General features: G+C 61.1%; 14 protein-coding genes. 11 read left to right on the top strand and 3 right to left on the bottom strand.

Features of this window, described 5'->3' with window-relative positions; translation table 11 throughout:
* Positions 1–485 precede the first annotated feature (485 nt).
* Complete coding sequence (locus U5A52_RS07670; RefSeq protein WP_321934406.1) at positions 486–1,481, bottom strand: restriction endonuclease; 996 nt, start codon at positions 1,479–1,481, stop codon at positions 486–488.
* A gap of 407 nt (positions 1,482–1,888) precedes the next feature.
* Between U5A52_RS07670 and U5A52_RS07665 the strand changes: the two genes are divergently transcribed.
* From U5A52_RS07665 to ggt, 7 genes are all read left to right on the top strand, one after another.
* Complete coding sequence (locus tag U5A52_RS07665; RefSeq protein ID WP_321934405.1) at positions 1,889–2,209, top strand: helix-turn-helix transcriptional regulator; 321 nt, start codon at positions 1,889–1,891, stop codon at positions 2,207–2,209.
* A 133-nt stretch (positions 2,210–2,342) separates the two neighbouring features.
* Positions 2,343–2,567 carry a SymE family type I addiction module toxin gene (locus tag U5A52_RS07660; RefSeq protein ID WP_321934404.1) on the top strand — a complete coding sequence of 75 codons (225 nt, stop codon included), beginning with the start codon at positions 2,343–2,345 and terminating at the stop codon, positions 2,565–2,567.
* Positions 2,568–2,752: 185 nt separating this feature from the next.
* Complete coding sequence (locus tag U5A52_RS07655) at positions 2,753–3,436, top strand: GntR family transcriptional regulator (RefSeq protein ID WP_321934403.1); 684 nt, start codon at positions 2,753–2,755, stop codon at positions 3,434–3,436.
* Positions 3,437–3,498: 62 nt separating this feature from the next.
* On the top strand, positions 3,499–4,317 hold the full coding sequence (locus tag U5A52_RS07650) for an ABC transporter substrate-binding protein (RefSeq protein WP_321907453.1): 819 nt from the start codon (positions 3,499–3,501) through the stop codon (positions 4,315–4,317).
* Positions 4,318–4,332: 15 nt separating this feature from the next.
* Complete coding sequence (locus tag U5A52_RS07645) at positions 4,333–5,100, top strand: amino acid ABC transporter permease (RefSeq protein ID WP_321907456.1); 768 nt, start codon at positions 4,333–4,335, stop codon at positions 5,098–5,100.
* 13 nt (positions 5,101–5,113) lie between these two features.
* Positions 5,114–5,914 carry an amino acid ABC transporter ATP-binding protein gene (locus U5A52_RS07640; RefSeq protein ID WP_321907459.1) on the top strand — a complete coding sequence of 267 codons (801 nt, stop codon included), beginning with the start codon at positions 5,114–5,116 and terminating at the stop codon, positions 5,912–5,914.
* A gap of 70 nt (positions 5,915–5,984) precedes the next feature.
* Positions 5,985–7,577: a gamma-glutamyltransferase gene (gene ggt, locus U5A52_RS07635; RefSeq protein WP_321934402.1), complete on the top strand. Its 1,593-nt coding sequence runs from the start codon at positions 5,985–5,987 to the stop codon at positions 7,575–7,577.
* Between the two features lie 46 nt (positions 7,578–7,623).
* On the opposite strand, the gene U5A52_RS07630 is transcribed toward ggt, so the two are convergent.
* Positions 7,624–8,070 (bottom strand): SRPBCC family protein, encoded by a 447-nt coding sequence (locus tag U5A52_RS07630; protein WP_158756736.1) that lies wholly within the window; start codon positions 8,068–8,070, stop codon positions 7,624–7,626.
* Positions 8,071–8,219: 149 nt separating this feature from the next.
* Here U5A52_RS07630 and U5A52_RS07625 point away from each other — a divergent pair, with 149 nt between their 5' ends.
* Positions 8,220–8,513: a hypothetical protein gene (locus U5A52_RS07625; RefSeq protein ID WP_158756737.1), complete on the top strand. Its 294-nt coding sequence runs from the start codon at positions 8,220–8,222 to the stop codon at positions 8,511–8,513.
* A 253-nt stretch (positions 8,514–8,766) separates the two neighbouring features.
* Here the strand turns inward: U5A52_RS07625 and U5A52_RS07620 are convergent, their stop codons facing one another.
* Positions 8,767–9,075 carry a DUF4148 domain-containing protein gene (locus U5A52_RS07620; protein ID WP_233879016.1) on the bottom strand — a complete coding sequence of 103 codons (309 nt, stop codon included), beginning with the start codon at positions 9,073–9,075 and terminating at the stop codon, positions 8,767–8,769.
* A 273-nt stretch (positions 9,076–9,348) separates the two neighbouring features.
* On the opposite strand from U5A52_RS07620, the gene U5A52_RS07615 reads away from it, so the two are divergent.
* The 3 genes from U5A52_RS07615 to U5A52_RS07605 are packed head-to-tail and all read left to right on the top strand — an operon-like array spanning position 9,349 to position 11,268.
* On the top strand, positions 9,349–9,603 hold the full coding sequence (locus tag U5A52_RS07615; RefSeq protein WP_321907464.1) for a DUF2282 domain-containing protein: 255 nt from the start codon (positions 9,349–9,351) through the stop codon (positions 9,601–9,603).
* 19 nt (positions 9,604–9,622) lie between these two features.
* Positions 9,623–10,492, top strand: coding sequence for a DUF692 domain-containing protein (locus U5A52_RS07610; protein WP_321934401.1), 870 nt, complete (start codon positions 9,623–9,625; stop codon positions 10,490–10,492).
* A complete protein-coding gene (locus U5A52_RS07605) occupies positions 10,489–11,268 on the top strand; it encodes a putative DNA-binding domain-containing protein (protein WP_321934400.1) in 780 nt (259 codons plus the stop codon). The genes U5A52_RS07610 and U5A52_RS07605 overlap by 4 nt, the downstream gene beginning before the upstream one ends.
* Positions 11,269–11,470: the final 202 nt, after the last annotated feature.

The following is an 11,470-nucleotide window of genomic DNA, read 5'->3' as shown; positions in this document are numbered from 1 at the left end:
TGTACGCATTTTTCCTCGGTGCCCCGACGGGCGGAACCCCAGAGACGCGGCATCCGCCTTCGGCAAGAGATTGAACGGAATCCACCGGCACGCCCCGCGCCCCAATTGACAATGGGCCGCCAATAGCAACATCTGTAACTATCTGCTTTCTATGGAAATTTTCTATGGGATATCATGGAGACTGTCCCGCCCACCCCGTCCGCAGCCCCCCTTGGGAGGGGGCGCTGGGTGAAAAAGAATTCTTTTGTTCTGGTAAGGCATGTGCCAGCTCGCCGCTTGCGTAGCCTGGCAAGGCTTTGCTGAGTATCGGGCGAGGTGTTGCTCAATTTCTTCGATGCGCGATCGCGAGCGATGTGGTCAGGGCGGTAAGGTTGGGGGTAGATTTGGGGGTATTCTCCGAAGGATGGCTCAATAAATCCTTGGTTATAATAGGCTTTAATAGCTAGTTTGATAGTCCTCCGCACTAGGATGACCACTCCCAAGCATCAAGCGGGCAGATACGTCCGCTTCAGCGGGACCAGACGTTTCGTTTCGGCATCCGTAGCTTCATAGTGGTCGATCAACGTGCGCACGACGTGCTCCGAAGTCCAAAGCGTTAGCGGCACGGAAGCACGATCTGCCTCGTAGTAAGCCTCCTTGCTGAACCCACCTGTACTGACGTACAAGCCGCGATCGTCAGGGTGACGTCCACCCAGAAAACTTCGAATCTGCTGAGTCCCCATCTGACCTTTGCGATGTTTCACCTCGACGATAATTCGGGGATGCTCGAATCCAAAGCCATCAGGGGACGCGATGATGTCTTTGCCGCGATCGTTTCCAGCTGGCGACACCTGCGTCTTGTATCCCATTGCACGAAGAATCCCGGCGACCAATTCCTGCATTTCGGACCAGTCGAGGCTATTCACGATGTCCTTGATTCGTTCAACCGCGAGAGCTTCGAGGCCAGTCAGCGGGTCAACTCCAGCTTGCTCCTCCAGAACTTCGGGAGGCGGGCTCTTAGGCCTTCCAGCTACCTCGCCAAGCAGTTCCTGCATCGCAAATTCTGCGACGACGAAGATAGTAAGCGTTGATCCGAGGCTATTTTTGCTCGGATCACTCAAGCTGTCTCGTTCGACCTCCTTGTCCGTCCACACCACCGGCCGCGCGAGAGTCATGCCGAAATCTGCCAACTCCGGATGATACTGGGCGTCTCCGGTTACCTTTCCAATGAGATAAGTACGATTCGCCGGGGAATATGTCACGACCCAATCATCGATCTTAATTTCATTCATGAAGCGCCAGACCTGCGATGCACCCGAAATGGCGGTCTTGACCTTCGCTCCAGGTTCGATCAATTGATATAGAGAGATTAACTCTTCGCGAGTCATGCCTGCTTTGACGTGCGGCGCGAGGTTGGTCCAACCGATAGCTGCAATACCTCGCTCACGAAAATCGTCGTAAAGACTCCCTCCTTCAGCCCGAATCATCCACATGGTGCTCATGCTATCTCCTTGTTCAATGCGAACAGTCTACCCCGGTTAAATAGGAGCGATTTTGAGATCAGGCAACCTCTTCCTCGTGTTCCTATCGTGAGGAACAATGCCCGCAGGTTTTACTAGCCGATCCAGCCCTGTCGTATATACGTGGTTGAAAGTTTTCTCACTAATCAGGTGATAAAATTCAGAATCTTCTGAGCGTGCTCTATAGTTTGGGCGGGTCAAGGGGGAGGTATTTATTCTATCTATTCGTAGTACGTATATTAAACCTGATTGTGATTAACAACCCTTAAAAAATGAGTGAAGTAGAAGCAACTCACAAATTTAATCATAATAAATTCTCTGCAATGATCAGTGTTTCATGAATTTAACGCGCTATATTAAACTGTGTGCTGCCTGACTTGGATTTAGCCGTGAACGAGAAAGACGAAGAGTTTTCTATTGAACTTGGCGAATGCATTGCCAGTGCGCGAAGAGCACGCGGAATGACGCAACAATACTTAGCCGCAGAGCTCGGAATCGCGCAGCAAACACTAGCTCACCATGAAGTCGGCCGCTCGCGCGTGCCGGCATCGCTGTTGCCGGCGCTAGTGGAGCGGTTGATGTTTTCTTTCGAAGAGTTGCTGTGCAGACCAGCTACACGACGATCAAGCAAGGGAAGTGCGATATCGCGCCTACAACGGCGGATCGTAGCGATCGAACAACTACCCAAGATCAAACAGCAGTTTGTCTGATAAATGTTGGACGCCGTGCTCGCGAAAGCACGGAAGTAGAAGGAGCCTCAATGCGGTAAACGAAGCGCGGGCCGTGAGTGTTACCAGCACTCGCAGCCCGCTGACCAAAACCAACTCGTCTAAGGAGTTGACCATGGCTGACGCCAATCTTAATGCATCGCACGCTTATCCTGAACGCCGCGTAACCATCCAGCAGTCTTGGCGGGACCGCAGCCTTAGCTCGCGGACAAGAACTGACCCGCCGCTTTACCCCTGGTTCAAACTAGCTGGCCGATGGCTCGAACTCGCAGGCTTTGAAGCTGGTCAGCGCGTAAGAATCACGGTGGAGGACAAAAGGCTCGTGATTACCACAGACTGATCCGCACCGCAGACCGAAGCTCGCACCACTAGAAGAAGGCCACGGCCCCCCAAGGGTTCGTGGCCTTCATGCCTTCCACGCTCATCCCCGCAAATCTTTTTTGAAAGACTGGATCCAAAAATCCACTCGTAGTACGCTGCCTCACAACAGCAACCCAAAGCGACGTCCTCCCGCACCGCACAAAAATGCCTGCCACCAGCGTCCGCAGCACCACCGGCCTAGCCTTAACGGCCGAAGAAGAGGCCTACCGCTTCCTGCTGGAAGCCATCATCGAAGGCCGCTACGCAGCAGGCCAGCGCATCGTTGCCGAAACGGTTGCAGAAGAACTCTCAATGAGCCGCATGCCAGTGCGCGCAGCACTCAAAAGGCTCCACACCGAAGGCCTGATAATCCAGCGCCCGAACCGCGGCGCCATCGTCCGCGGCCTCACAGTAGAAGAAGTCCAGGACATCTTCGACATGCGCATCGCGCTCGAATGCCTGGCCATGCGCGTCGCCGCACCCCGCTGCACCGAAGCCCACCTAATCAAACTCCAGCGTCTGCTAGAAGACATGGACGCTTGCGTAGGCGACACAGACACCTGGGTCCAACGCCACTGCGCGTTCCACGAATATCTGTGTGAAATCAGCGGCCGCACGCGCCTCTACCAGCAAATCCACTCGCTCTACACGCTGATAGAAGGCCCCATGCGCCTGTGGATCGAGCAAGCCACCTTCAGACGCAAACGCGCACGCGACGCCCACCAGATCCTCATCGACGCACTGCGCACCCGCGACCCAGCGCAAGCTGAGCAAGCGCTACGCGAGCACCTCGAATCAACCGTTCCCCAGATCATCAAGTTTCTAGAATCGCCCGCGTCACGAGCATGACGTGTCGGCATCCTAACTGTCGTCGCACCTCAAGCAGCTCACTTTCAGCCAGGAGCCTCTCGATGTCAGCAATTCAGTTCAAGCGTCTTCGTCTCGCCGCCTGCGCAGGCTTGGCGGTTCTGGCACAAGCAGCCGGAGCATCAGCAGCGCACGCCGCCGATCTGGGCCTCGTGAAAGGCGGCACGCTCACCTACTGTTCGAGCATGGACGCGCCGCCGCTCGCGTCCTACGACGAGAACCAGCAGCCGCGCGGCTTCTCCGTCGACGTGGCGCAAGACATCGCGAAGCAGCTCGGCAATCTCAAGGTCGAGTGGAAGGTCATGTCCTTCAGCGGGCAGATTCCGGCGCTGCAAGCGAAGCAATGCGATCTCGTGATCGGTCAGCTCTTCGACAAGCCGGAGCGCCGCCAGATCATCGACATCGTCGACTACATGTATTCGAGCCAGTCGATCATGGTGCCGCGCGGCAACCCGCGCCACGTGCGCTCGCTCGACGATCTCTCCGGCAAGAAGGTCGCGGTGCTCAACGGTACGACCATCAGCACGCTGCTCGACAAGGAGAACGAGAAGCTCAAAGCCGCAGGCAAGCAGCCCATGAACATCGTTGTCTATAGTTCGGACGCCGATGCATTTCAGGCCTTCCGTCTGAATCAGGTCGACGCTTACGGCACCACGGCGGAAAGCGCTGCGCACTTCCAGCAGGTCTCGGGCGATATGTTCGAGGAGGCGGTGCCGGGCTTCAATCGCATCGCAACGGGCATTGGCGCGCGCAAGGGCGAGCCGCTTTCTCCGGCGGTCGCGAAAGCCGTGGCCGATCTCGTGAAGAGCGATCGCTACAGCAAGATGCTCGCCACCTGGAAGCTCGAAAACGATCGCCTGTGAGCGCGGGGTGACGCCATGAATTTCAGTTGGGAAATCTTCCGGAAATTCCTGCTAGACCCGAGCCCGGCGTATCTGCACGGCTTGTGGCTCACGTTCTCGATCAGCGCTTGCGCGATCGTGTTCGGTGCCACGCTCGGCCTGATCGTCGCGCTCATGCGGCTTTCGTCGAGCTTGCCGGTGCAGTATCTCGCGCGCGGCTATATCTGGGTCATGCGCGGCACGCCGTTGCTCATGCAGATCGTGTTTCTGTACACCGCATTTGCCGCGGCGAACATCTTTCACTTTCACGATCTCGACTTCGGCATCATCTCGCTGCCGGGCAACATTCAGGCCGCCGTGCTCGCGCTCGGCATGAATTCGGCGGCATATCAGGCGGAAATCATTCGCGCGGGCTTGAGTTCGGTGGACAGAGGCCAATACGAAGCGTCGCGCTCGCTTGGCATGACTTCGGTGCTGCTCATGCGCCGCGTCGTGCTGCCGCAAGCGTTCCGCATCATCGTGCCGCCGCTTGGCAACGAGTTCAACGTCATGCTGAAAAACACCACGCTCGTGAGCGTGATCGGCGTGCCGGAACTGCTGCTCAGCACGCAGATGATCACATCGGTGAACTTCCGTGTGTTCGAGCTGTATCTCGTGCTCGGCATTTACTTCCTCGCGCTCACCACGCTCTGGGGCTTCGTGCAGCGGCGGCTCGAAGCGCACTTCGGCCGCGGCGAGGCGAAGCCGGCTGCGAATACGCGTCTCTTTGGCGCGCAAACGATGAAACTGCTGCGGGGACGTTGACATGAGCGTTGACATGAACGAAGCACGCGAAATCGTCATCGAGGCGTCGGACATTCACAAGTCGTTCGGCGCGACCAAGGTGCTCAACGGCATTTCGTTGAGCGTTGCGAAGGGGGAGGTGGTGGTGCTGATCGGCTCGTCCGGGTCGGGCAAGACCACGTTCATTCGCTGCCTCAATCTGCTCGAGTCGTACGACAGCGGGCGGGTGCGCGTGAACGGCCATCTGCTCGGCTTTGTCGAGCGCCCGAACGGCACGCTGGTGCGTGATTCCGGGCGCCAGCTTGCACGGCAGCGTCGCGATATCGGCATGGTGTTCCAGCGCTTCAATCTGTTTCCGCACATGACGGCGCTGGAGAACGTGATCGAGGCGCCCATTCACGTGCTGAAGATGCCGCGCGAAGAAGCGGTCAAGCAGGCAAAAGCGCTGATCGCGCGCGTGGGTCTTGCCGATCGCGCCGACCACTATCCGTCGCAGCTTTCCGGCGGCCAGCAGCAGCGTATCGCCATCGCTCGCGCGCTCGCCATGCAGCCGAAGGTGCTGCTCTTCGACGAGCCCACCAGTGCGCTCGATCCGGAAACCGTAGGCGAAGTGCTGCAGGTGATGAAGGAGCTTGCCGAAGACGGCATGACGATGGTCGTCGTCACGCACGAAATGGGCTTTGCTCGCGAGGTGGCCGATCGCGTGGTCGTGCTCGACCAGGGCGAGCTGATCGAAGAGGGACCGCCCGAGCGCATCTTCACCGCGCCTTCGCATCCGCGCACGCAGACGTTCTTGAAGCGCACGTTGCGCACTGCAATGCCCGCGTCCGCGTAAAAGACGTAGCCGCGATGTAGCGTCACGTGAAATAAAACATCATCAGGACACCAAAGAGGAGAACGCTTCGATGCGTAACTTCGAAACGCCGGGCCGCTCGCTCGTCATGGCTCGCAATGGTATGGCCGCAACCTCGCATCCGAGCGCCACGCTCGCGGCCGTGCAGATTCTCGCTGCAGGCGGCAACGCCATGGACGCCGCAATTGCCGCGTGTGCGGTGCAGTGCGTAGTCGAACCGGGTTCAACTGGCGTGGGCGGCGACTGCTTCGCGCTCTATTCGCGCGGCGGCACGGATGAGGTAATCGCCTATGACGGCTCGGGCTGGGCCCCCGCCGCAGCGAGCGCAGAGCGCTTGCGCGCAATGGGCATAGAAACGATTGCGCGCCACTCGCCGCACGCAGTCACGGTGCCGGGCGCGGTGGACGCATGGACCACGCTTCATCGCGACCACGGCCGCCTGCCGCTGCGCGACGTGCTCGCACCGGCAATCCGCTTCGCGGAGGAAGGCTACGCCGTCGCGCCGCGCACCGCGCACGACTGGGCCGCAGAGGTAGAAACGCTTTCGCGTGACGCCGTAGCGCGCACGACCATGCTCGTGGATGGCGCCGCGCCGCGCGCCGGCTCGACGCATCGTCAGCCGCGCCTCGCAAACACGCTGCGCGCCATCGCCGAAACGGGCCGCGACGCGTTCTACCGAGGCGCGGTCGCTGCCGATCTCGTCGCGCAACTTCAGGCGCATGGCGGCTTGCACACGCTGGAAGACTTCGCGCAATTCCACGGCGAGTACGTCACGCCGATCCGCGCGAAATTCCAGGGCTATGACGTGATCGAATGTCCGCCTGCGGGGCAGGGCGTCATCGCGCTGCTGTTGCTCCGCCTGCTCGACAAATACGACGCCGAAGGCAGCCCGCTCGACGCCGACCGTCTGCATCGCGAGATCGAGGCGGCGAAGCTCGCGTACGCGGTGCGCGACGCCGTGCTAGGCGACCCGCGTCATGGTGCCGTCGACGTCGATCGCCTGTTGTCCGACGAGTACGTCGACAAACTGCGTAGCCGCATCGACCTTGAAAGCGTGCTGGACCCGGCCGCCGCGATCACCCAGGTCGAGCACCGCGACACGGTCTACATCACCGTAGTCGATCGCGACCGCGACTGCGTGAGCTTCATCAATTCGTTGTTCTATCCATTCGGCAGCGGGCTGATGGGCAAGGAATCCGGCGTGATGCTGCACAACCGCGGCATGAGCTTCTCGGTGGAGCCGGGTCATCCCAACGCCATCGCGCCGCACAAGCGTCCGCTGCACACCATCATCCCGGGGATGGTTGCACGCGACGGCCGCGTGCAGATGAGCTTCGGCGTGATGGGCGGCCACTATCAGGCGATGGGCCACGCGCATTTCCTCTCGAAGGTGCTGCATTACGGCCTCGACATGCAGGCCGCGATGGATCTGCCGCGCGTCTTCCCGCGCCCGGGTACCGGGACTGTGGAAATCGAATCGACATTGCCGGACAACACGCGTGCGGCGCTTGCCGATCGCGGCTTCAAGCTCGTGCCGGCAGCCGGCCCGATTGGCGGCTCGCAGGCTATTCGTATCGACTGGGAGCGTGGCGTGTTGACCGGTGCATCCGATCATCGCAAGGATGGCTGCGCGCTCGGGTATTGAACAAGCACGCGGTCGAGAAAAGAAAGGGGCGCGAGCCCCTTTCTACTTACTGGCTGATTTCGGCTTCAACGAGCTTCGCAAGCAACCCCAGCGACTCCTGCCAGCCGAGATAACACGCCTCGACCGGAATGATCTCCGGTATGCCTTCCTGCACGACGGTCATTTCCGCGCCGAAAAACACCGCGCGCAATTCCACCGTCGTTTGCATGGTGCCGGTCAGGTGCTCGTCCTCGAACACGCCGGTGTAACGCAATCGCTCGTTCGGCACGAGTTCGAGATATTCGCCGCCGAACGAATGACCGTGGCCGGCCGTGAAATTCTTGAACGACATCCGGTAACGGCCGCCGACTTTCGCGTCGAGTTCATGGACGGTGCACGTGAAGCCGTTGGGCGGCAGCCATTTCACGACCGCGCTGGCGTCGAGGAACGCGCGATAGATGCGCTCGGGCGGTGCGCGCAGCACGCGGTGCAGGCGGACGGTGTTCGATGCCATGGCTAAGCTCCCAGGGTGGTGGATCGCCATGCAATAGTAGGCCACCCGCCCGGGGCCCATCGCCTAAACTTCCCAATACCGAACGCCCGGCTGCACACCCATCGGCCGGATAGCCCGCAGCCGCTCACCCGCGGCACCCGGAGGTCACCATGAGCGCTCAACCGCTTGCGATGCATCAGGTCGACTACGAAGGCTTCGAGATCCACGTCAGCGCCACGCCAACCGAAGAGGGCGCGAACCGCTACACCTATACGGCCTACGTGTGCCATCCCGGCGCGAATCCCGCGAAGCCGGGCCACACGGTCACCTATCACGCGGACGGCGACGAAACCTGGCGCAGCGAGCAGGACGCCACCGAAGAGGCGGTGCACGTGGGCCGCAGCATCATCGACGGCACGCACCCCGATCTTTCCGTGCTCTCGCTCGTGACCCACGGCTTTTGAGCCGGGCGGCCGCGCTGGGAAAGCGGGCCGCATGCGACGCGAGAGGGAAGGAGGAAAAAGGCCCGGACCGCAGTCCGGGCAAAGCCACCGGATTTCCGGCGGCGGAGGTTTTCGTGGGCGTGCCGCTCTTTCCGCCGGGCGCGTTGCACGCGCGGCTTAGAAATGAACGGCGGGCCCGCTCTCTCTCAATTGGGAGAGCGGGCCCGCCAAGCGAAGCTACGCGTCGTGCACTGGCACCACGCGTGCGCCGCGATTACTGGCCGAAGTAGGTCGGCTTGATGTTCGGGGCGCGGGTGCCGGACTGGACGCTGCCGTTCGTCGATGCGCCGTAAGCCGTGGCTTGCGCTGCGCCGTTCTGCTGGGCGACGCGCGCCTCGGCAGCCTGCAGGTCTTCCGGATAGTACGGGCTCGACAGGTTCGGACGGTAGCCGGCCTTTTCCAGCTGGACCAGTTCGGCGCGAACTTGAGCGCGCGTCACGGGCGCTTGCTCGGCTTGTGCGAACGACAGGGCCGGAGCGGCGAGGACGGTAGCGGCGAGTGCAGCAGCAATCAGATTCTTCATGGTAACAACCTCCGAAAATTATGTGGTCGGTTCGTAACAATCTTGTTGCTCGAATCGTTAGTGAGACTTTATTGCAGTGCACTTCAAAGAAAAACACCGCAATCCAGCAAACATCATTACTTGAACTGCAATAATTCCGTGAGCCTGCGGCGCTTCGGCCGGGCCGGGCGTCGCGTGGTGAGGCAAAATAGGGCGCGCGAGGCCGCGCGTTGCGACGGCTGCGTATCCCAATTGCTTGCTGCGAAACCATTTCGAAGTTCAAGGAGAAACGCAATGAAGAACTCTCTCGGCCGCCAGGCACTGATTGCCGCCGCGCTGGCGGGTCTTGCGACGGCCGGTGCGGGCGTGGCCCACGCGGACGACACCGTGAATTGCTACGGCGTCGCTAAGGCCGGCCAGAACGATTGTTCGAGCAAGACCGGCGTGCACGATTGCGCGGGCCAAGCCAAGGTCGATCACGACAAGGGCGACTTCAAGACCATGCCGAAGGGCACGTGCGCGAAGCTGGGCGGCACGCCGGAAAAATGAGCCTCGAGGCTGAGCGGGTGTGCCAAAAAGCGGGCGCAAGGTGAGCGCGCGAGGCGCATTGAGTGGCGTGGGCATCGGCCTGCGTCACGCGCATTTCGAGGCCTTCATGGCGGGGCCGCCTGCCGTCGACTGGGTCGAGGTCCACAGCGAGAACTACTTCGGTGATGGCGGCTACGACCTGCATGTGCTCGAAACCGTACGGCGCGATTTGCCGGTGAGCCTGCACGGCGTGGGGCTCGGACTTGGCTCGGCTGCGCCGCTCGATACGGCGCATCTCGCGAGGCTTGCGCAGTTGGTGGCGCGCATCGAGCCCGCTTTGGTGTCCGAGCATCTATGCTGGGGCGCGAGCGCACAAGGCGCGCTGCACGATCTGCTGCCAATGCCGCTCACGCAAGTCTCACTTGATCACTTGAGCGCGCGCGTCTCGCAGATGCAAGACGCGCTGGGCCGCGCTGTACTGATCGAAAATGTTTCGACCTACGTACGATTTCGCGGCGATACCCGCAGCGAGGCTGAATTCCTTGCGGCGCTCGCGCAGCGCACGGGCTGCGGCGTGCTGCTCGACGTGAACAATCTGTACGTGAATCAATGCAACCACGCTGAAGATTCACTGGCGGCAATGGCCGCACTGCCGCCGCAGATCGTCGGCGAGATTCATCTGGCGGGGCATCGCGCAACGCCTGCCGCCGTGATCGACGATCACGGCTCGCGCGTCGCGCCGGCGGTTTGGTCTCTGTATGAGACCGCACTCGAGCGATTTGGCGCGACGCCCACGCTCATCGAGTGGGACACGGCGGTACCGTCGCTCGAGGTGCTGCTCGACGAGGCGCGTCTCGCGCGCGAACGGTTCGCGAAGCACGCACAAATCGCGAAGGAGTTGCGCTCATGACCGCGCGCGACACACTGGAAGCGATGCAGCAAACCTTCGCCGCCGCGTTGGACGATCCCGACGGCGATGCGGCGCTCGCCAACGAGATGCTTCCCGCCGATGCAGCACTGCTGCACGAGCGCATGGGCCTTTATCGCGGCAACGCTCGCGCGGCGCGGCGGCTTGCGCTCGCGAACGCCTATCCAGTCCTCGCGGCCCTAACTGGCGAGACCTACTTCGAAGCACTCGCGCTAGCGTACGCGCGCGCGTATCCTTCGCGCGATGCGGACCTGAACCGCTTCGGTGCGGAGTTGCCTGAATTCATCAAGCGTTACGAGCCTGATGCGCGCTACGCGTATTTCGGCGATGTCGCGCGACTCGAATGGGCGTTGCATACGGCCAACTATGCAGCGAATGCTGCGCCGCTCGACGCGCAGCAATGGCAAGCGCTCGGCGCAGAGCGTCTTGCGCAATCGCATCTCGTGGTGCACCCGGCATGCGCTGCGCTCGCCTTGCGCTTCGACGCCGTGGCGATCTGGCGGGCGCATCAGCCGGACGGCGTATGGCCTGAGCGGGTGGACGTGCCCTCGTGGGCGCTCGTGGTCCGGCCGCAATGGCGGCCTACAGTGCTCGTGCACACGCACGCCGCGCACGCAGCGTTCGTCGCACTGCAAGACGGCGCCACGCTCGACAAGGCGCTTGCCGAGGCATTCGACATCGACCCGGCTTTCGACTTCGGTGGTCAATGGCGCGCGTGGATCGAGGCGCACGCAATCGTCGGCGTGCGCGGCGACTGACCACGCGGCATGACACGCTCATACGGAGTCTCGCCATAAAGCAGAGGAATCCAAAATAACAAAAACAATGCGCCTCTCGAAACCACACTTTATTCAGGAGAATAGGGCGCAAAAAACGAGCCCCGCCCCAAACAACCACCCCCAACCGGACTTGCCCGCATAGCAACGCATCACGCGGCATGCGAGGATGAATGCATACGCA

This window comes from Paraburkholderia sp. J8-2, assembly GCF_905220195.1.
Lineage (GTDB): Bacteria > Pseudomonadota > Gammaproteobacteria > Burkholderiales > Burkholderiaceae > Paraburkholderia.
The sequence above is the reverse complement of the archived record's forward strand: the minus strand, read 5'-3'. Positions and strand labels throughout refer to the sequence as shown.